The organism is Kitasatospora sp. NPDC018058, assembly GCF_044327205.1.
Taxonomy (GTDB): domain Bacteria; phylum Actinomycetota; class Actinomycetes; order Streptomycetales; family Streptomycetaceae; genus Kitasatospora.
Genome location: NZ_JBIRFA010000020.1, coordinates 104,301 through 122,185 on the forward strand (window position 1 = coordinate 104,301; position 17,885 = coordinate 122,185).

A 17,885-nucleotide genomic window follows, 5' to 3' on the forward strand; every position below is an offset into this window, starting at 1 on the left:
TTCGTCAGGTCCTTCGTCAGCGCCGGTCCGCCCGATACGATCTCGGGCGGACCGGTGCCGCTTCGACCGAAGGAGCCAGGGTTGCGGGTCGCGCTGTTCGCCACCTGCGTCAACGACGCGCTTTACCCCGCCACGGCGGTCGCCACCGTGCGGCTGCTGGAACGCCTCGGGGTGACGGTGGACTTCCCCGCCGGGCAGACCTGTTGCGGGCAGCCGCAGTACAACACCGGCTACCGGCGGGCCTGTGAGCCGCTGGTGCGGCGCACCGCCCGGGCCTTCGCCGGGTACGACCACGTGGTGACGCCCTCGGGCTCCTGCGTGGCGATGGTCCGGGACAACTACCCCCGGATCGGAGCCCGGGCCGCCGCCGAGGGCCGGGGCAGCGAACTCACCGATGCCGCCGTCGACTTGGCGCCCCGGGTGGTCGAGCTCACCGAGTTCCTCACCGATGTGCTCGGGGTCGAGGACGTCGGCGCCCACTTCCCGTACACCGTCACCTACCACCCCTCCTGCCACGGCCTGCGGATGCTCGGCCTGGGCGAGCGGCCGCTGCGGCTGCTGCGCGCCGTCAAGGGCCTGGAGCTGGTGGAGCTGCCCGACGCGGAGGAGTGCTGCGGCTTCGGCGGGACGTTCGCGGTCAAGAACGCGGCGGTCTCGGCGGCGATGGCCGAGGACAAGCTCGCCAACGCCCTCGGCACCGGCGCCCACGTGCTGTGCGGCGCCGACAACTCCTGCCTGCTGCACCTCGGCGGCACGCTGCGCCGCCGGGGTGAGGCGCTGCGTCCGCTGCACCTCGCGGAGATCCTGGCCAGCACCGAGGAGCACCCCTGGAGGCCCGCATGACCGGCACTTTCCTCGGCATGCCCGCCTTCCCGCAGGCCGCCGCCCGGGCGGTACGGGACGGGCGGCTGCGCGCCAATCTGCGGCACGCGACCCACACCATCCGCGACAAGCGCGCCCGGGCCGTCGCCGAGCTCGCCGACTGGGCCGAGTTGCGCGCCGCCGGGAAGGCGATCAAGGACCACACGCTGCGCCATCTCGACCGCTACCTGGTGCAGTTGGAGGAGTCGGTCACGGCGGCGGGCGGCACCGTGCACTGGGCGGCCGACGCCGAAGAGGCCAACCGGATCGTCGCCGGGCTCGTGAAGGCCACCGGCGCCAGTGACGAGGACATGCACGAGGTCGTCAAGGTCAAGTCGATGGCCACCCAGGAGATCGGGCTCAACGAGGCCCTGGCCGCCGAGGGGATCACCGCCTACGAGACCGATCTCGCCGAGCTGATCGTCCAGTTGGGCGATGACCGGCCGTCGCACATCCTGGTCCCGGCGATCCACCGCAACCGGGCCGAGATCCGGGAGATCTTCGCCGAGCGGATGGCCGCCTGGGGCCGCCCGGCGCCCGAGGGGTTGACCGACCGCCCCGCCGAACTCGCCGAGGCCGCCCGGCTGCACCTGCGGGAGAAGTTCCTGCGCGCCCGAGTGGCCGTCTCGGGAGCCAACTTCATGGTCGCCGAGACCGGCACCCTGGTGGTGGTGGAGTCCGAGGGCAACGGCCGGATGTGCCTCACCCTCCCCCGTACCCTGATCTCGGTGGTCGGCATCGAGAAGGTCGTGCCGACCTGGCGGGACCTGGAGGTCTTCCTCCAACTGCTCCCCCGCTCCTCCACCGCCGAGCGGATGAACCCGTACACCTCGCTGTGGACCGGGACGACCGACGGCGACGGCCCGTCCGAGTTCCACCTGGTGCTGCTGGACAACGGGCGCACCGCCGCACTGGCCGATCAGGTCGGGCGACAGGCGCTGCGCTGCATCCGCTGCTCGGCCTGCCTCAACGTCTGCCCGGTGTACGAGCGGGCCGGCGGGCACGCCTACGGCTCGGTCTACCCGGGCCCGATCGGCGCCATCCTGACACCCCAACTGCGCGGCACGGCGAGCCCGGTGGATGCCTCGCTGCCGTACGCCTCCTCGCTCTGCGGGGCCTGCTACGAGGTGTGCCCGGTGGCGATCGACATCCCCGAGGTGCTGGTGCACCTGCGCGAGCGGGTCGCCGAGCAGGGCGGGCACCCGCTGGAGCGGGCGGCGATGGCCGCCGCCGGGTACGTGCTGGACCACCCGGCGGCGCTGGCGGCCGCCGAACGACTGGCCGGGCGCACCCGGGCCCTGCACCCGAGCCGGCTGCCCGGGCCCGGGCGGGCCTGGACCGACACCCGGGACCTGCCACAGGTTCCGGCCGAACCGTTCCGTGACTGGTGGCGGAGGAACCGGGCATGAAATCAAGGGAATTGATCCTCGGCCGGATCCGGGCGGCGCTCGGGAACACCGGGGAGGTGGCGGAACAGCCGCTGCCGCGTGAGTACGCGAGCGCGCACGTGGCGCCCGACGATCCGGCGGCGCTGCTCGACCTGCTGCACCGCAACCTGGCCGACTACCGGGCGCGGGTGCACCGCTGCTCCGCCGCCGAACTGCCGGGCCGCATCGCCGGGTTGCTCACCGCACGCGGCAGCCGCACGGTCGCCGTGCCGGCCGGGCTGCCGGACGAGTGGCTGGCGGCGGCCACCGGGGTCGAGCTGTTGCCGGACGACGGCGGCCTCACCGCCGCCCGGCTGGACGCGGTGGACAGCGTGGTCACCGGCTGCGCGCTGGCGATCGCCGAGACCGGGACGATCGTGCTGGACGCCGGCCCGGGTCAGGGCCGGCGGCTGCTCTCGCTCGTCCCGGACCACCACATCTGCGTGGTCCGGGCACCCGAGCAGGTGGTCGCCTCGGTGCCGCTCGCGTTGCCCCGGCTCGACCCGGCGCGCCCGCAGACCTGGATCTCGGGGCCGTCGGCGACCAGCGACATCGAGCTGGAGCGGGTCGAGGGGGTGCACGGGCCGCGCACCCTGGAGGTGCTGCTGACCTCGCCGGACGTCACTGCGGCCTGAGCTCCAGGGTGCAGCACTTCGCTCCGCCGCCGCCCTTGAGCAGCTCCGAGACGTCCACCGGGATCGGCTCGTAGCCGGCCTCGGCGAGCCGGCCCGCCAGGTTCTTGGCCGCCTCCGGCAGCAGCACCCGACGGCCGTCCGAGACCGCGTTCAGCCCGAACACCTCGGCGTCCGCGCGGTCGGCGAGGATCGCGTCCGGATAGAGCGAGCGCAGCACCGAACGGCTGTGGGCGTCGAAGGCCTCCGGGTAGTACATGACGTGGTCGTCGGCGAGCACGGCCAGCGCGGTGTCCAGGTGGTAGAACCGGGGGTCGACCAGGGTCAGGCTGACCACCGGCACGCCGAACAGCTTCCCCGCCTCGGCGTGCGCGGCCCGCGAGGTGCGGAAGCCCGTCCCGGCGAGCACCCGGCGGCCGACCACCAGGTGGTCGCCCTCGCCCTCGTTGACGTGCCCGGCCCGGTGGACCGCGCGGTAGCCGCGCGAGCGGAACCAGGCCTGGTAGGCCTCGGACTCGGCGGCCCGCTCCGGGTAGCGGAAGGTCGCCACCAGGGCCCGACCGTCCAGCACGGTGGCGCCGTTGGCGGCGTACACCATGTCGGGCAGCCCGGGCACCGGGTCGATCAGCTCGACGGTGTGGCCGAGGCGGCGGTACGTCCGGTAGAGCCGCTCCCACTGGCGGACGGCCAGCGCGGTGTCGGTGGGCTGCGCCGGGTCCATCCACGGGTTGATCGCGTAGTCCACCGTGAAGTACGTCGGCCGGCACATCAGATAGCGCCGCGGCCGCGCCGCACGTGCCGGGGTGTGCGTGGGCATTGCTCAACCGTCCTCGGATCGCCGGAAGTTGGGGTTACACCTCGCCGGGGGGCGCACCTCGTCGGGGGTGCACCTCCTTCCAGAGGCGGCTGCCCCGTCGCTCCCGTTCGCACACCCGCGCGGGCGCCCCCGCCGGGCGCAAACCCCCCGCGCACCCGGCGCGAGCCCCGGCGCACGGGCCCCGGCGTCCGCCGACTACCAGCGCACCGAGGCGAAGTCCACCGGCTCCGTGCGCAGCGCCCGGGCGCGCACGGCGAGGTCGCGCAGCCGGCGGTCCGCCTCCTCGGCGGGCATCCGGCGCTTGTCGCCGTGGCCGGGCAGCAGCCACTCGAAGCGCAGCGCGCCCAGGCTGCGGTCCAGCGAGGCGGACTGCTCCTCGATCGAGTACCAGGTCACCGCCTCCTGCACCTCGATGTCCTCGTTGGTGCGGGACCAGTACAGGCTGTCGCCGCTGAAGCAGTAGCGCTCGTCGGCGACGTACAGCACGCTGCCGAGGGTGTGGCCGGGGAAGGGGTGGGCGACCAGGCCCGGGGAGACCTCCACCGGCTCGGTGCCGCGCAGCACCCGGTCGGCGTCGGGCGCGGAGTCGAGGTCGCCCTCGTGGATCCAGAGCCGGGCGCCCAACCGGTCGGCGTAGGCGCGACCGTGCGCGGCGTGGTCGCGGTGGGTGAGCAGGATGTCGGTGACCGGGCCGAGCGCCTCGTAGCGGGCGGCGAGCCCCTCGCTGTAGCGGGGCGTGTCGATCATCACCCAGCCGCTCGGACGGCGGCAGAGGTACGAGTTGGCGCCCGCGTTGCGCCGGGAGTTGTGACCGAGCAGCAGCACCCCGTCGTCCAGGGCGAGCGGGAAGGGGTCGGTGACCGGGTCGAGCCGGCCGCCGCCGGGGCGGATCGAGCGGGTCGGGCAGGCGTGGGCCGCGGCGAGCAGCTGCCGCCGCTCGGCCTCGTCGCGCGGCTGGCGCAGCAGGACGGACGTCCGGGCGCGCTCGATGATCAGGTCGGGTGCGAGCTGCCGGGCGACGTCGCAGTTGGTGCAGCGGTCGTCGATGGTCCAGTTCTCGTCGGCGGTCTGGTTCTCGGACGGATTCACGGCTGGCTTCTCCCTGGCAGGACGGCGGCCGGGCGGCCGCACACGTCGAGCATCGTCCGTTCGGGCCCAAAACGGGAAGAGGGCAAGGATCTTGTGCTTTTCGGACTGCGGCGCTCTGCGGGGTCGCGCGGGGTGACGCAGGGTACGTGGCCCATCTCACGTGCCGCCGAGGTCACCTACGGTGGCGTAGGTCACTTGATTCGGTGAACTATCTCTTTCATGCCGAACCTCCAGGAGACCCTTGACCTCAGTTCGTATGCCGCCCTCGGCGACAGCTTCACCGAGGGCCTGAACGACCCCGGTGCGGGCGGCGCCTTCGCCGGCTGGGCCGACCGCCTGGCCGGGCTGCTCGCCGACGGGCGGCCGCCGGGCGGGTTCCGCTACGCGAACCTGGCGGTGCGCGGGCGGCTGCTGGACCAGATCGCAGCCGAGCAGGTGCCCCAGGTCCGCCGGCTCCAGCCCGACCTGGTCACCTTCTGCGCCGGCGGCAACGACATCCTGCGGCCCGGCAGCGACCCCGACGAGGTGGCCGAGCGCTTCGAGGCCGCCGTCGCCCAACTCGCCGAATCCGCCGGGACGGTGCTGATCTGCACCGGCTTCGACACCAAGGACGTGCCGCTGCTCAAGCACCTGCGCGGCAAGATCGCCACCTACAACGGGCACATGCGGGCGGTCGCCGACCGCTACGGCTGCAAGGTGGCCGACCTGTGGTCGCTGCGCGCCGTGCAGGACCGCCGCGCCTGGAGCGAGGACCGGCTGCACCTCTCCCCCGAGGGCCACCAGCGGGTCGCCCTGCTGGCCGCCCGCTCGCTGGGCCTGGACACCGCGCAGGACCCGGAGGCCCCGTGGCCGGCCGCGCCCGTGCTGTCCCCGGCGGACCAGCGGCGGGAGAACCTCCAGTGGGCCCGCGAGTACTTGATCCCGTGGGTCGGCCGGCGTCTGCGCGGCGAGTCCTCGGGTGACCACGTCGAGCCCAAGCGGCCTGATCTGCTGCCGCTCTGACGCCTCGTCACCACTGCTCACCGGGCGCTGCGGCGCGCGTCGCCGACAGCGCCCGGTGGAGCAGGGCGGCGCAGGCCGCGCCGACGAGGTACCAGGCGAGGTCCGGCGGGTTGAAGGTCGACCCGAGCACCAGGTGGACCAGCCCGCTGCGCCGGCCCCAGGCGTCCGGCAGCCCGGTCGCCTGGAACAGCTCGACCGCCCAGCTCACGGCCGCTGCCACCAGTGCCGCCCGGACCGGGCGTACGGTCGGCGCGACCAGCACCACCAGGGTGTACACCAGGACGGTGTAGAGCCCGTCACCCGCGTATTTGGCGACGTCGCCGTCCATCGCGGCGCGCACGCCCAGGCCCGCGACCACCGTCAGCGTCGCAGCCACGGCGGCCGGGAGGCGTACGACCGTTCCCCTCCTGAGATCATCCACCCGCCCCACAGTACGCCCGGGCCGCGGTTCCGTCGTTCCGGAACCACCGCGCCCCGCCGGACGTCACTACCCCCCGATGGGGCCGATCCGTGCAGGTCACGGGCATCCGCAGAGCCTCAACGGGCATGAGCCGAACGGAACGTACGGGCGGGGAGCAGTGGCAGAGAGCGAAGACACCGAGGCACGACGGCAGTTCACGGTGGACGGGTTCGCGGCCGGACCGGACGGCCGGGCCCAGCGGGCACGGGAGCGCGGGAAGGCACTGCGCGCACGGGTGCCCCGGGAGCGGCACGCGGAGTTCGCGGCCGCGACCGACCGGCCGACGGCGGTGGAGGCGATAGAGGCGTCCAACGCCGGCCGGATTCCGGGGCTGGTGCCGATCCGGGTGGGCCGGATGGCCGCCACGCCGTTCGCGTTCCTGCGCGGATCGGCCGGGCTGATGGCCGTCGACCTCGCGGGCACGCCGGTGACCGGGGTGGGCGCGCAGCTGTGCGGGGACGCGCACGCGGCGAACTTCGGGCTGTACGGCGACGCACGCGGCCAACTCGTGATGGACATCAACGACTTCGACGAGACCGTGCCCGGCCCGTGGGAGTGGGACGTCAAGCGCCTGGCCACCAGCCTGGTACTGGCCGGCCGGGAGACCGGGGCGAGCGAGACCACCGCCCGGGCGGCCGCCCAGCACGTGGCAGGCTCCTACCGCCGGACCATGCGCACGCTCGCCAAGCTGCCCGCGCTGGACGCCTGGAACGCCGTGGCGGACGAGCAGTTGGTGTCCTTCGCCGAGGCGCACGACCTCGCCGACGTGCTGCGGAAGGTCGGCGCGAAGGCGCTCGGCAACACCAGCGCGCGCTTCGCCGCCCGCAGCACCACCCGCACCGCGGACGGCGGTTGGCGGTTCGCGGCCGCTCCCCCGGTGCTCACCGAGGTGACCGACGCGACCGCCCGCGCGGTGGCCGAGGCGCTCGGCCCGTACGTGGCGACGGTCCCCGCCGAGGTGCGCACCCTGCTGTCCCGGTACCGGGTGCAGGACGTGGCGTTCCGGGTGGTGGGCACCGGCAGTGTCGGCACCCGCTCGTACGTGGTGCTGCTCACCGACCACCGGGACCAACCGCTGGTGCTGCAGGTGAAGGAGGCCCGGCCGTCCGCACTGCTGCCGTACCTTCCAGGCGTTCAGCGGGTGGAGCACGAGGGCAAGCGCGTCGTGCTCGGCCAGAAGCACATGCAGGTGGTCAGCGACACCCTGCTCGGCTGGACGACCGTCGAAGGACTCCCGTACCAGGTACGGCAGTTCCGCAACCGCAAGGGCAGCGTCGACCCGTCCGCGCTGTTGCCGGGCCAGCTGGACGACTACGCGCGGATCACCGGCGCGCTGCTCGCCCGGGCCCACGCCCACACCGCCGACCCGGGCCTGCTGGCCGGGTACTGCGGCAAGGGCGAGGCGCTGGACGAGGCGGTCGCCGCCTTCGCCGTCGCCTACGCGGACCGCACCGAGGCCGACCACGCCGACCTGGTCGCGGCGGTGCGCGGCGGGCGGCTGCCCGCTGAGCAGGGCGTCTGAGAGGTCCGGCCCAGGAGCCGGACAAGGCGTCTGAGAGATCCGGTTCAGAAGCCGAACGGGGCGGTCTGAGGGATGCGGTTCAGGAGGCCAGGAACGGCGCGACCGCCGCCACGAACTCGCGCGGCCGGGCACTGTGCACCAGGTGCCCGGCCTCGATCGTGACCAGTCGGCAGTCCGGGATCAGCCGGGCCAGTTCGGCGATCCGCTCCTGTGGGACGTGGCTGTCCCCTGCGCCCGCGACCACCAGGGTGCGGGCGGTGCTCCGGGCCAGCCCTTCCCGCCAGGCCGGGTCCGGGGTGTCGATCTGTGCCTTGACCGCCCGGACCATCGCCCAGTCGAAGTGCGCCGGTTCGTCCTCCGCCCCCTCCGGCGGAACGCTCGCCGGGCGCGGGTGGAGCGCGGGGATCTCCTCCAGGACCAGGCGGTCGATCCGCTCCGGCACGGCCTGGGCGAGCAGATAGGCGACCGCGCCGCCCATCGAGTGGCCGACCAGATCGATCCGGGCCAGGCCGAGGGCGTCGAGGAAGGCGAGCACGTCGTCGCGCATCGCCTCCAGGCCATAGGCGGCGGTGCGGCCGCTGTCGCCGTGGCCGCGCAGGTCGAGCGCGTACACGTGGTGCCCGGGGGCGAGCTCGGGCAGCACCACGTCCCAGTCGGCGGCGCGCTCGCCGAGGGCGTGCAGCAGCACCAGCGGCGGGCCGTCGGGCCGGCCGCTCTCCCGATAGGCGAGCATGACCTCGGGCAGTTGTACCGTCCGTACGTTGATCATGCCCGCCACCGTACGTGCCGACGGGAGGTCAGCGGACCGGTGTTCGCCCTCGGCTCATCGCGACCGGCTCGTTCTCGCGGTGCTCCCGCTCAGTCGCCCGCCCGGCGAACACCGCGGCCAGTACCGCGAGTCCGGCCACCGCGGCACACACCACGCTCGCGGTCAGGTAGGCGGAGCGGTGGCCGCCGCCCCCGGCGGTCGCCCGCAGGTAGACGCCGGACAGCGCCGAGACCGCGACCGCGGCGGCGATCCGCTGGGTCATCTGCAGGATCGCCCCGCTCACCCCGGCCGCCTCGGCGGGCGCGTGGCGCAGCACGAACGCCTGGTTGGTGGAGCCCATCAGGCCGACCGAGGCGCCGCTGAGCAGCTGCAGCAGCGCGAGCAGCCAGGGCAGCACGGCGACCGGGGCCCAGTGGGCGACCAGTCCGCTGCCGAGCATGGCCAGGGCGGAGCCGGTCATCCCGATGGTGATGGTGCGTCGGCCGAAGCGCTGCACCACCCGCCAGGCGAGCGCGGAGGCGGTGGCCATGGCCAGCGCGGACGGCAGTGCGACCAGGGCGGCACCCAGCGGGGACAGCCCCAGGCCGTCCTGGAGGAACATGGCGAGGACCAGCGAGGCGGCCAGCGAGGAGCCGAACTGGGCCATCGCGGTGGCCGTTCCGAACGCGTACGGCGCGGAACGGGTGAGCGCCGGGTGGATCAGCGGGTGCCCGCCGCCCCGCGCGTAGCGGCGCTGCCACCAGGCGAGCGTGCCGAGCAGCAGCAGCGCGGCGGCCGTGAAGCCGAGCCAGCCGGCCCAGCCGGGCGGCTGGACGAAGGGCAGCATCAGCGCGAGGGTGAGCGCGCCGACCAGCACCAGGCCGACCAGGTCGAGATCGGCGTGCCTCGCGGCGGGGCCGGGCTTGGGCAGGTGGCGCGCGGCCAGGGCGACGGTGGCCAGGCCGAACGGGACGTTCAGCAGGAAGGTCAGCCGCCAGCCGAGTTCGGGGCCGGCCGCCGCCAGCACCATGCCGCCGATCGGCGGGCCGAGGGCGAAGGCGAGGCTGCCGGTGACGGCGTACATGCCGAGGGCCCGGGCGCGCAGCTGGCCGTCGAAGACGTCCTGGAGGGTGCCGATCATCTGGGAGTTGACGAGCCCGGCGCCGGCGCCCTGGAGCAGCCGGGCGGCGATCAGCACCCGGGGGTCGGTGGCGGTCGCGGAGACCAGGCTGACCAGGGTGAACAGGGCGAGCCCGGTGACGAAGAACCACTTGCGGCCCTTGACGTCCCCGAGCCGCCCGCCGGGGATCAGCGCGAGGCCGAAGACGAGCGAGTACCCGGCGACGATCCACTGCAGATGGGCGGGCTGGGCGTGCAGGGTCTCGCGCAGGGCGGGGAGGGCGGTGTTGAGGACCGACTGGTCGAGCAGCGTGGTGAAGCCCCCCGCGACGCAGACCAGCAGGACGCGCCGCCCGGCCGCGTCGAAGCGCTCCTTGGGCGCCTTGGCCGCCGGGCCGTCGGCTATCGGGCTGTTGCCGGCGGCTCTCATGGCTCCACCACCATGAGCGCGTAGCGGGCCTCGCCGGGGCCGAGGCTGCGGAAGCGGCTGGTGCCGGAGCCGTAGCGCAGACAGTCGCCGGGGCCGATCAGCTGCGCCTCGCCGTCCAGGGTCAGCTCCAACTGCCCGTCGAACACCCAGAGATGGTGCTCCAGCCCGGGCAGACAGGGGCGGTCGTAGGCGATGTCGGCACCGGCCGGAAGCCGGCCCTCGATGATCTCCCCGCGCAGCGAGCCGTGCGGCGGCGAGACCGAGCGGCGGACGAAGCCGGTCGTCTCGTCGCGCCAGACCTGCTGGTCCCCGGCCCGCACCAGCCGGGTCGGTTCGGACTCCACCTCGGCGAGCAGCCGGGACATGGTCCGCCCGTAGACGGCGCAGAGCCGGCCGAGCAGCGCGGCGGTCGGGCTGACCTCGGCCCGCTCCACCCGCGACAGTGTGGACCGGCTGACGTCCGCCTGGCGCGCCAACTCCTCCAGGGTCCAGCCCCGTTCGACCCGCAGCTCGGCGAGCCGTTGTGCCAGCCGCTCGTCGGCGGCCGTGTCGATTCCCATATTCGCGATGCTATCCCGGATATGAGATCACCTTCTCGGGATTTGCGGAGGCCCGGTAACGGTCTGACGGCAGCTCGACTCCGATCGCCTCCGCCCCATCCACCTCCACAGGTCGGTGATCATATGATGATCGACGACAAAGTGGCCGGTCAGCGGCCTATCGGGCGAGGGGGACGACGATCGTGTTCGGCATCATCAGACCATGCAGGCACCGGCTGTCCGAACGGCTCCAGACCTCCTGGATGGCGCATCTGTGCGGGCTCTGCCTCGCCCTGCGCGACGACCACGGACAGCTCGCCCGGACCGCCACCAACTACGACGGACTGATCATCTCCGTCCTGGTCGAGGCCCAGGCCGCCCGGGAGGACTCCTCCTGGCGCCGCACCGCCGGACCCTGCCCGCTACGCGGCATGCGGACCACCTCCGTCGCCAAGGGCGAGGGCGCCCGGCTCGCCGCCGCCGTCTCGCTCACGCTTGCCTCGGTGAAGATCCGCGACCACGTCGAGGACCGGGACGGCGTGTTCGCCCGCCGTCCGGTGGCCGCCGGAGCCCGCGCGGTGACCCGGCGCTGGGACCGGCAGAGCGCGGGCAGCGCCTCGACCGTCGGTTTCGACACCGCCGTCCTGCTCGACGCCGCCTCCCGGCAGGGCGAGTTGGAACGCACGCTGCTGCCCGGCAGCTCGGTCCTACTGGTCACCGAGCCCACCGAGACCGCCACCTCGGCCGCGTTCACGCACACCGCCGCGATCGCCGGACGCCCCGGCAACGCCGCTCCGCTCGCCGAGGCCGGACGGCTGTTCGGCCGGCTCGCCCACCTCCTCGACGCCGCCGAGGACCAGGCCGCCGACGCCGCCACGGGCGCCTGGAACCCGCTCACCGCCACCGGCACCGACCGCGCCGAGGCCGAACGGCTCTGCCGCGACGCCGTCCACGGCATCCGGCTCGCGCTGCGCGAGGTCGAGCTGGGCGACAAGGCGCTGGTGCACGTACTGCTCGGGCACGAGACCGAGCGCGCCGTCGACCGGGTCTTCGGCCCGGCCGCGCACGGGGCGGGCTGCCGGCGCGGCGCCCACGGCGAGCACGGCGCCACCGGCGAGCACCCGCAGGACGCGCCGCCGCGTCAGGCGCCGCCCGCGTACCCGGGCGGGCCGTACCCCGGCCAGGACCCGAACCAAGCACCGATCCCCCCGTGGGTGCCGCAGGGCCCCGGCTTCACCCCGCCCGGCGGCAAGCCGCCGCGCCCGCGCAACCTGCTCGCCGGGTGCGCGGTCTGGGCGCTGATGGCCTGCACCTGCCAGCTGCTCTGCTGCGAGCACAACGACCCGTTCAGCCGCGAGCGCCGCAAGGGCTTCTGCGATCGGCATGACTGCTGCGACTCGTGTGACTGCGACTGCTGCAATTGCGGGTGCCAGTGCTGCGATGACTGCGGGTGCGACAACTGCGGTTGCGACGGCTGCGACTGCGGCTGCGACTGCTGACACTCCGTCAATTCTCTTCCGGCGCAGCCTCCAACTGATCGGACGCCATCGGCCCGGGGTGCCCCCGCAGCACCCCGGGCCGGTCCGCGTCCTCACGCTGCTCGGCTCTTCGCCAGAGCGGCAACACCACCACCGGACGCGACTCGACGGCCTCAGGCATCACGCCCCGCCGTCTCCCGGTCCGCCGCCAGCGAGCTCTCCAGCCCGGCCAGCAACTGCCGGAACCGCTCGGCGTCCTGCTCCGTCATCCGCCCCTCGGGCGCCGCCCCCGGCCACTCGGCCGTCCTGTCGTCCATGCGCACGACGCTAGGCGGCGGGGATCAACGGGCGATAAACGTGGGGCATGTGGGACTGGTGGGACGGGAGAGGTCCGGCGCCGCAACGGGCCGTTGCCGATGGGCAACGGCGGTCCGGTCGCAGCGAGTCGGCGACGCCAGGCGGGTTGGCGTGTCCACGGGTTGGTGGTTCAATGCCTTTCGTTAGGAAGGTTTCCTAACACGAGAAGAGACCTGAGCACGACCCCCTCCCCCAGCGATAGGACAACCTCCCCATGGGTCGCAGCACCACCAGGACACTGATCGCCGGGGCCGCACTCGCCGCCCTGCTCCTGCCGACCGCGGTCTCCCCCGCCGGGGCCGCGACGCCGGCCCCCGCCGCCACCGCCGCCACCCGTCAGGCCGGCTTCCAGCACCCCGGCGTGCTGGTCGGCGCAGAACAACTCGCCTTCCTCAAGGGCAAGCTGGACGCCGGGGCCGAGCCCTGGACCTCCGCCTTCGCCGATCTGCGGGCCAGCACGTACGCCTCGCTCGACTGGCAGCCGCGACCACGCGCCGATGTGGAGTGCGGGTCCAGCTCGCACCCCGACAACGGCTGCTCCGACGAGCGCGACGACGCGATGGCCGCGTACGCGCACGCGCTGCAGTGGGTGCTCACCAAGGACCAGCGGTACGCCGACAAGGCGATCGAGATCATGGACGCCTGGTCCGGCGTGATCCAGGAGCACACCAACAGCAACGCCCCGCTGCAGACCGGCTGGTCGGGCAACGACTGGGCCCGCGCCGCCGAGCTGATCCGCTACTCGGGCGCGGGCTGGTCGGCCGCCTCGATCGACCGCTTCGCCACCATGCTGCGCACCGTCTACGTGCCGCTACTGACACCCGGCAGCCCACGCAAGAACGGCAACTGGGAGCTGATCGAGACGGACGCGCTGATGGGCATCGCGGTCTTCCTGGACGACCGCGGCCTGTTCGACCGGGCCGCCGACCTGTGGCGGGGTCGTCTGCCCGCGTACGTCTACCTCTCCTCGGACGGCGAGCTGCCGGTGCCGCCACCGAACGCCGGGATCGAGGGCGAGGCCGCGCTGGTGAAGTACTGGAACGGCCAGTCCACCTTCGTCGACGGGCTGTCGCAGGAGACCTGCCGGGACTTCGGCCACACCGGCTGGGGCCTGGAGGCCGCCGCCCAGAGCGCCGAGACGGCCCGGCTGCAGGGCCTCGACCTGTGGGGCGAGGGGCGCGAACGGCTGGTCAAGGCACTGGAGTTCCACACCGCCTACGACAACGGCGCCCCGGTGCCGGACTGGCTGTGCGACGGCTCGGTGAAGACCGGCCTCGGCCCGGCCGTCCAGCTCGCGTACAACGAGTACCACCTGCGCGAGGGCCTCGCGATGCCTCAGACCGAGCAGTACGTGGCCGCGCACAGCCCGTTCGGGGCGAACTACTTCATCGGGTGGGAGACCCTGACCCACACCAGCGCGCCCTGACGGCTCACTCCCGCCACACCCCCACCCCCGCCCCCACACCGCGGACACCCCCCACTGCCTCCGGCGGTCGCGCCGTCGGAGATCGGAGCACACCCATGCGAGTTTCCCGAACCCACCGCCTCGCCGCCACCGTCGCCGTGGTCGCCGCCCTGGCCGCCGGCACCGCCTGCGCCGCGACCTCCGCCCAGGCCGCGCCCGACACCACGGCCACCCGGCAGACCGCCGCCTCCCAGCAGGTCAGTGCCGGCGGGCTCACCCCGGACCAGCGCCGCCGGGCCGACCAGCTGATCAGCGTCTTCGAGAACAGCACCACCGAGATCCAGTACGGCTACGCGGAGAACATCGACGACGGCCGTGGCGTCACCGCCGGCCGGGCCGGGTTCACCACCAACGACGGCGACGCCCTCAAGGTGGTCCGCGCCTACACCGCCGTCTCCCCCGACAACCCGCTGGCCCGCTTCATCCCCGAGCTGGAGCGCCTGGCCGCCGCGGGCAGCGGCGACACCGGCGGCCTGCCCGAGAGCGAGTACATCGCCGCCTGGAAGCAGGCCGCCCAGGACCCGGCCTTCCGGCAGGTCCAGGACGACCAGGTCGACCAGCGCTACTTCGCCCCCGCGATGAACCAGGCCGACCAGCTCGGCCTGACCACCGCGCTGGCCCGCGCCGAGCTCTACGACGCCTCCATCCAGCACGGCAACGGCAGCGAGTACGACGCCCTGCCCGCGCTGATCGACCGTACCAACGTCAAGGTCGGCACGCCCTCGGCCGCCGGTGAGCGCGCCTGGCTCGACGCCTTCTTCGACGTCCGGATCGACGACCTGAACAACCCGGCCAACTCCTCCACCGCCGACGAGTGGCGCAAGTCGGTCGACCGGGTCGAGTGCCTGCGCCGGATCGCCGCCTCCGGCAACTACGACCTGGACGGCCCGTTCAGCATCACCGCCTTCGGCTCCGGCTACACCATCGGCTAGGCCCCTCCCGACCCGGGGTCCGGAGTGTGGGCCCGGACCCCGACCCGGTGCGGCCGCCCCCTCGGTGTCCCCCACCGCCGAGGGCCGGCGGCCGCACCGGGCGAACCCTCCTCAGCTCCGGGCGGCCAGGGCCGCGTCCAGGAGCAGCCCGGCGGCCTCCTTCGCGTCGGCGGCGGCGCCCGGGTCGCCGTGGATCGCCGCGGTGGTGATGGCGCCCTCGGCGAGCAGGGCGAGGTGGACGGCGGTCGCGGGCGGGGCGCCGACGGCCTCGACCAGGCCGGCCAGGTAGCCGGCGAACTCCTCCTTGTGGTGTCGGGCCGCCGCCGCGACAGCGGGGGTGGTGGCGCCCAGCTCGCCGAAGGAGTTCACGAAGGCGCAGCCGCGGAAGCCCGGTTCGGCGAACCACCGGCCGAGCCAGTCGAAGACCGAGAGCAGCTGCTCCCGGGGCGTGCCGCCGGTCCGGGCGACATGGACGGCGAGGCTCGCCCGCCATCGCCCGTCGCGGCGCTGCAGGTAGGCCTCGACCAGGTCGTTCTTGGACGGGAAGTGCTGGTAGACGCGGCGCATCGTCATCCCGGAGGCGGCCCGGACGGCGTCCATGCCGACCGCTTGGACGCCCTGTCCGTAGAACAGCTCCTCGGCCGCGTCGAGGATGCGGGTCCGCGGGTCTTCCTGGTCCATCTGCCGTGCCCTTTGCGCGAGAACGATTGTTCTCCTAGGGTAGCCAGTGAAGTGAGAACGATCGTTCTCACCGGTGGAATACCCGTTCCCGAGGAGCCGGACCGATGGCCGAACAGCGCCCTCCCCTGCCCCCGTTCACCGAGGAGAGTGCCCGCCGGAAGGTGCGGGCCGCCGAGGACGCCTGGAACACCCGCGACCCGCAGCGGGTCGCGCTCGCGTACACCCCCGACAGCCGCTGGCGGAACCGCGCCGAGTTCCTGACCGGCCGCGAGGCCATCGTCGACTTCCTCACCCTCAAGTGGCGGCGCGAACTCGACTACCGCCTCGTCAAGGAGCTGTGGGCGTACGGCGGCGACCGGATCGCCGTCCGCTTCGCCTACGAGTGGCACGACGACAGCGGCCAGTGGCACCGCTCGTACGGCAACGAGAACTGGGAGTTCGACGAGCACGGCCTGATGGCCCGTCGGATCGCCTCGATCAACGACCTGCCGATCACCTCCGCCGAGCGGCTCTTCCACTGGCCCCCGGGGCGTCGGCCGGACGACCACCCGGGGCTGACCGGGCTCGGGCTCTGAGCGGTCCGGGCCGTCGGGGCACTGTTCCACGACTGTGACACGGCGAGCATCGGGCGCTGACCCGGGGCTGGGAATCTCCTTGTCGAAAGCGAACAGCAATGCCCGAGGGGGACCCTGGAATGTCCGTGCGCAACAGATTCGGCTCCGCCGCCGCGATCGCCCTGATGACCACCGTCGGAGCCGTCCTGCTCTCCGCGTGCGGCCCCGACAACAGCGACCCCGGCTCCACCGCCGCGCCCGGCACGGCGGCCCCGGGGACGGCGGCGCCGGGCGGCGGGTCGCACTCCGGCAGCCCCGCGCCGGGTGGCAAGGAGATCAACGGCACCTCCGCCGCCAACCACCTGGCCATCAGCACGGGCACCAAGACCGTCGCGATGAACGGCACCACCGTCGACTTCGGCACGGTGGTCCGCGACCTCGCGTGGTCCCCGGACGGCAAGAAGGTCGTCTTCGTCAACGGCGACGGCGACCTGGTGACCGCCAACCCGGACGGCAGCGGCAAGTCCTCACTCGCCAAGGCCCCCAGCGGCGAGACCTGGTCCCACCCCACCTGGCAGCACGCCTCGAAGGGGCCGGGCGGGGACTCCGTACCCAACGAGACCGAACACTTCAACAACATCGTGTTCGCGTCCAGCAAGGACGGCGCGCTGCAGCTGGAGACCATCCCCGCCAAGGGCGGCACCCCCGAGGTGCTCACCCCGCGCAGCTCCGAGGGCGGCACCGACAACGGCATCCCGCAGCCGCCGACGACCGGCAACACCTGGCCCAACGCGGGCGGCCATCAGGGCAGTATCGCGTACGCCAACACCCCGGGGAACGAGGTGTACATCTACGACGACTACATCCGCCCGAACACCCACGACATCGGCAAGGGCTCGCAGCCGGCGCTGTCCCCGGACGGCGGACACGTCGTCTTCGTCCGCTCGGTGAACGGCCACGACCACCTGTTCTCCCGCTCCACCGACTACGAGCAGAAGACCGAGAAGGACCTCACCCCCTCGGCCACCACGGACTACACCGAGCCCGCGTGGTCCCCCGACGGCAAGACCCTCGCGGCCCGCACCCCGGACGGCGTCAGCACCCTGCCGGCCGACGGCTCGGCGGCGCCGACCCAGGTCTCCACCATCAAGGGCCTGCCCTCCTACCGGCCCTGAGCCCCGGCCGCACGAGCCAACTCGGCGCGCAGCTCGGCCAGATGCTCGTCGGCCGACTCGTGCGGCAGGAACTCGACCACGTCGAGGAAGCGGAACAGCACCCGGGTCTCGGTGACCGCGTACTCGTAGTCACCGAACCCGACCACCGCGCCCGTCCCGCCGCGCGCCGCACCGCGGACGGCAGCCGAGGTCACCCCGTCCGCGGTGGACTCGGCGGTCACCCGCCGGCGCGCGTTGGGCCGGGCCAGGTACGGGCAGACCATCGACGCGTACAGCATGCAGGAGCGGTGGCCCGGGCCCTCCATGGTCGGCGCGAGGTTGCGGTACGGCCGCCCCGCCGCGATCGCCTCGGCGATCGCGGCGCTCTCGGCCGGGCCGACCACCCGCCACACCGGCCCGCGCGCCATCAGCGCGCCGCACACCGAACAGCGGCGCTCCAGCGCGCAGTCGGCACTACGCCCGTGGTCCGTCAGGGCGAACTGCGGCTGCCCGTCCTGCCACGGCGTGATCGCCGGCACCGGGTATCCCCGCACGTCCTTGGGACGCGCCCCCACCTCGTCCGGCATCGGCACTAGTTCGAATCGCACGCCCCTATCG

General features: G+C 73.6%; 19 protein-coding genes. 10 read left to right on the forward strand and 9 right to left on the reverse strand.

Going from position 1 to position 17,885, the window contains the following annotated elements; all coding sequences use genetic code 11:
- Nucleotides 1–81: 81 nt before the first annotated feature.
- From ACH4E7_RS27170 to ACH4E7_RS27180, 3 genes are read left to right on the forward strand one after another with little or no spacing between them, the layout of a single operon-like run.
- Complete coding sequence (locus ACH4E7_RS27170; protein ID WP_396251665.1) at nt 82–843, forward strand: (Fe-S)-binding protein; 762 nt, start codon at nt 82–84, stop codon at nt 841–843.
- The gene (locus tag ACH4E7_RS27175; protein WP_396251666.1) at nt 840–2,270 is read left to right on the forward strand and encodes a lactate utilization protein B; all 1,431 of its coding nucleotides are present in this window, start codon (nt 840–842) and stop codon (nt 2,268–2,270) included. The genes ACH4E7_RS27170 and ACH4E7_RS27175 overlap by 4 nt, the downstream gene beginning before the upstream one ends.
- Nucleotides 2,267–2,923: a lactate utilization protein C gene (locus tag ACH4E7_RS27180; RefSeq protein WP_396251667.1), complete on the forward strand. Its 657-nt coding sequence runs from the start codon at nt 2,267–2,269 to the stop codon at nt 2,921–2,923. Before ACH4E7_RS27175 ends, ACH4E7_RS27180 begins: the two co-directional genes overlap by 4 nt.
- Here the strand turns inward: ACH4E7_RS27180 and ddaH are convergent.
- Together ddaH and ACH4E7_RS27190 are read right to left on the reverse strand one after the other, a co-directional pair.
- Nucleotides 2,910–3,737, reverse strand: coding sequence for a dimethylargininase (ddaH, locus tag ACH4E7_RS27185; protein ID WP_396251668.1), 828 nt, complete (start codon nt 3,735–3,737; stop codon nt 2,910–2,912). The two genes, ACH4E7_RS27180 and ddaH, sit on opposite strands and share 14 nt — an antisense overlap.
- A gap of 195 nt (nt 3,738–3,932) precedes the next feature.
- Complete coding sequence (locus tag ACH4E7_RS27190; protein WP_396251669.1) at nt 3,933–4,826, reverse strand: MBL fold metallo-hydrolase; 894 nt, start codon at nt 4,824–4,826, stop codon at nt 3,933–3,935.
- Between the two features lie 219 nt (nt 4,827–5,045).
- Here ACH4E7_RS27190 and ACH4E7_RS27195 point away from each other — a divergent pair, with 219 nt between their 5' ends.
- Nucleotides 5,046–5,828, forward strand: coding sequence for an SGNH/GDSL hydrolase family protein (locus ACH4E7_RS27195; RefSeq protein WP_396251670.1), 783 nt, complete (start codon nt 5,046–5,048; stop codon nt 5,826–5,828).
- Nucleotides 5,829–5,835: 7 nt separating this feature from the next.
- Here ACH4E7_RS27195 and ACH4E7_RS27200 read toward each other — a convergent pair whose 3' ends face one another.
- The gene (locus ACH4E7_RS27200) at nt 5,836–6,249 is read right to left on the reverse strand and encodes a DUF2809 domain-containing protein (RefSeq protein WP_396251671.1); all 414 of its coding nucleotides are present in this window, start codon (nt 6,247–6,249) and stop codon (nt 5,836–5,838) included.
- 76 nt (nt 6,250–6,325) lie between these two features.
- On the opposite strand from ACH4E7_RS27200, the gene ACH4E7_RS27205 reads away from it, so the two are divergent.
- Entirely contained in the window at nt 6,326–7,810 is a 1,485-nt protein-coding gene (locus ACH4E7_RS27205; RefSeq protein ID WP_396251672.1) for a DUF2252 domain-containing protein, read from the forward strand.
- Between the two features lie 79 nt (nt 7,811–7,889).
- On the opposite strand, the gene ACH4E7_RS27210 is transcribed toward ACH4E7_RS27205, so the two are convergent.
- Genes ACH4E7_RS27210 through ACH4E7_RS27220 form a run of 3 tightly spaced genes read right to left on the reverse strand, consistent with a single transcriptional unit; the run spans nt 7,890 to nt 10,667 of the window.
- Complete coding sequence (locus ACH4E7_RS27210) at nt 7,890–8,579, reverse strand: alpha/beta fold hydrolase (protein ID WP_396251673.1); 690 nt, start codon at nt 8,577–8,579, stop codon at nt 7,890–7,892.
- 28 nt (nt 8,580–8,607) lie between these two features.
- Nucleotides 8,608–10,107, reverse strand: a complete 1,500-nt coding sequence (locus tag ACH4E7_RS27215; protein ID WP_396251674.1) for an MFS transporter — start codon at nt 10,105–10,107, stop codon at nt 8,608–8,610.
- Nucleotides 10,104–10,667 (reverse strand): helix-turn-helix domain-containing protein, encoded by a 564-nt coding sequence (locus tag ACH4E7_RS27220; RefSeq protein ID WP_396251675.1) that lies wholly within the window; start codon nt 10,665–10,667, stop codon nt 10,104–10,106. The genes ACH4E7_RS27215 and ACH4E7_RS27220 overlap by 4 nt, the downstream gene beginning before the upstream one ends.
- Nucleotides 10,668–10,849: 182 nt before the next feature.
- Here ACH4E7_RS27220 and ACH4E7_RS27225 point away from each other — a divergent pair, with 182 nt between their 5' ends.
- Nucleotides 10,850–12,145, forward strand: a complete 1,296-nt coding sequence (locus tag ACH4E7_RS27225; RefSeq protein ID WP_396251676.1) for a DUF5685 family protein — start codon at nt 10,850–10,852, stop codon at nt 12,143–12,145.
- 152 nt (nt 12,146–12,297) lie between these two features.
- On the opposite strand, the gene ACH4E7_RS27230 is transcribed toward ACH4E7_RS27225, so the two are convergent.
- Complete coding sequence (locus tag ACH4E7_RS27230; RefSeq protein WP_393036491.1) at nt 12,298–12,441, reverse strand: hypothetical protein; 144 nt, start codon at nt 12,439–12,441, stop codon at nt 12,298–12,300.
- A 254-nt stretch (nt 12,442–12,695) separates the two neighbouring features.
- Here ACH4E7_RS27230 and ACH4E7_RS27235 point away from each other — a divergent pair, with 254 nt between their 5' ends.
- The gene (locus ACH4E7_RS27235) at nt 12,696–13,907 is read left to right on the forward strand and encodes an alginate lyase family protein (protein ID WP_396251677.1); all 1,212 of its coding nucleotides are present in this window, start codon (nt 12,696–12,698) and stop codon (nt 13,905–13,907) included.
- Nucleotides 13,908–14,002: 95 nt separating this feature from the next.
- Nucleotides 14,003–14,878, forward strand: a complete 876-nt coding sequence (locus ACH4E7_RS27240; RefSeq protein ID WP_396251678.1) for a chitosanase — start codon at nt 14,003–14,005, stop codon at nt 14,876–14,878.
- A gap of 111 nt (nt 14,879–14,989) precedes the next feature.
- Here the strand turns inward: ACH4E7_RS27240 and ACH4E7_RS27245 are convergent, their stop codons facing one another.
- The gene (locus ACH4E7_RS27245; RefSeq protein WP_396251679.1) at nt 14,990–15,559 is read right to left on the reverse strand and encodes a TetR/AcrR family transcriptional regulator; all 570 of its coding nucleotides are present in this window, start codon (nt 15,557–15,559) and stop codon (nt 14,990–14,992) included.
- A 104-nt stretch (nt 15,560–15,663) separates the two neighbouring features.
- Between ACH4E7_RS27245 and ACH4E7_RS27250 the strand changes: the two genes are divergently transcribed.
- Together ACH4E7_RS27250 and ACH4E7_RS27255 are read left to right on the forward strand one after the other, a co-directional pair.
- A complete protein-coding gene (locus ACH4E7_RS27250; protein WP_396251680.1) occupies nt 15,664–16,134 on the forward strand; it encodes a DUF1348 family protein in 471 nt (156 codons plus the stop codon).
- A gap of 125 nt (nt 16,135–16,259) precedes the next feature.
- Nucleotides 16,260–17,288, forward strand: a complete 1,029-nt coding sequence (locus ACH4E7_RS27255) for a hypothetical protein (RefSeq protein ID WP_396251681.1) — start codon at nt 16,260–16,262, stop codon at nt 17,286–17,288.
- Here ACH4E7_RS27255 and ACH4E7_RS27260 read toward each other — a convergent pair.
- Nucleotides 17,276–17,875: a hypothetical protein gene (locus tag ACH4E7_RS27260; protein WP_396251682.1), complete on the reverse strand. Its 600-nt coding sequence runs from the start codon at nt 17,873–17,875 to the stop codon at nt 17,276–17,278. The genes ACH4E7_RS27255 and ACH4E7_RS27260 overlap by 13 nt on opposite strands.
- Nucleotides 17,876–17,885: the final 10 nt, after the last annotated feature.

What these genes read in the sequence shown, in the direction of transcription:
- ACH4E7_RS27250 (WP_396251680.1), top strand. Translation starts at nt 15,664, where the DNA reads ATGGCCGAACAGCGCCCTCCCCTGCCCCCGTTCACCGAGGAGAGTGCC.
- ACH4E7_RS27235 (WP_396251677.1), top strand. Translation starts at nt 12,696, where the DNA reads ATGGGTCGCAGCACCACCAGGACACTGATCGCCGGGGCCGCACTCGCC.
- ACH4E7_RS27175 (WP_396251666.1), top strand. Translation starts at nt 840, where the DNA reads ATGACCGGCACTTTCCTCGGCATGCCCGCCTTCCCGCAGGCCGCCGCC.
- ACH4E7_RS27240 (WP_396251678.1), top strand. Translation starts at nt 14,003, where the DNA reads ATGCGAGTTTCCCGAACCCACCGCCTCGCCGCCACCGTCGCCGTGGTC.
- ACH4E7_RS27195 (WP_396251670.1), top strand. Translation starts at nt 5,046, where the DNA reads ATGCCGAACCTCCAGGAGACCCTTGACCTCAGTTCGTATGCCGCCCTC.
- ACH4E7_RS27215 (WP_396251674.1), bottom strand. Translation starts at nt 10,107, where the DNA reads ATGAGAGCCGCCGGCAACAGCCCGATAGCCGACGGCCCGGCGGCCAAG.
- ACH4E7_RS27220 (WP_396251675.1), bottom strand. Translation starts at nt 10,667, where the DNA reads ATGGGAATCGACACGGCCGCCGACGAGCGGCTGGCACAACGGCTCGCC.
- ACH4E7_RS27210 (WP_396251673.1), bottom strand. Translation starts at nt 8,579, where the DNA reads ATGATCAACGTACGGACGGTACAACTGCCCGAGGTCATGCTCGCCTAT.
- ACH4E7_RS27230 (WP_393036491.1), bottom strand. Translation starts at nt 12,441, where the DNA reads ATGGACGACAGGACGGCCGAGTGGCCGGGGGCGGCGCCCGAGGGGCGG.
- ACH4E7_RS27245 (WP_396251679.1), bottom strand. Translation starts at nt 15,559, where the DNA reads ATGGACCAGGAAGACCCGCGGACCCGCATCCTCGACGCGGCCGAGGAG.
- ddaH (WP_396251668.1), bottom strand. Translation starts at nt 3,737, where the DNA reads ATGCCCACGCACACCCCGGCACGTGCGGCGCGGCCGCGGCGCTATCTG.
- ACH4E7_RS27180 (WP_396251667.1), top strand. Translation starts at nt 2,267, where the DNA reads ATGAAATCAAGGGAATTGATCCTCGGCCGGATCCGGGCGGCGCTCGGG.
- ACH4E7_RS27205 (WP_396251672.1), top strand. Translation starts at nt 6,326, where the DNA reads ATGGGGCCGATCCGTGCAGGTCACGGGCATCCGCAGAGCCTCAACGGG.